This is a genomic window from Vibrio sp. OPT46 (genome assembly GCF_015163535.1).
In the GTDB taxonomy this organism is placed as follows: domain Bacteria; phylum Pseudomonadota; class Gammaproteobacteria; order Enterobacterales; family Vibrionaceae; genus Vibrio; species Vibrio alginolyticus.
Window position 1 is genome coordinate 1 of the sequence record NZ_JADDYG010000628.1, and the last position, 209, is coordinate 209.

Sequence of the window (209 nt, forward strand, 5' to 3'; positions counted from 1 at the left end):
TACGATGAAAAGTACAGCAGTTCAAGTCACTCGCTCACAGAAGTTGAGGCGAAGAATCTAACTCAAGTACAATTAGATTCCATCCAACACGCGTCAGAAACGGTATTTAAGCAAATGAATCTTCGTCATTTATCTCGTATCGACTTTTTCCTAACGGAAGATGATGAGATTTACTTAAACGAAGTAAACACATTTCCAGGAATGACTCC

The 209-nt window shown here is 38.8% G+C and carries 1 pseudogene; it reads left to right on the forward strand.

Annotation, left to right across the window (positions count from 1 at the left end):
* Window positions 1-209: pseudogene (locus IQR33_RS23905) on the forward strand (D-alanine--D-alanine ligase A); the annotation flags it as partial.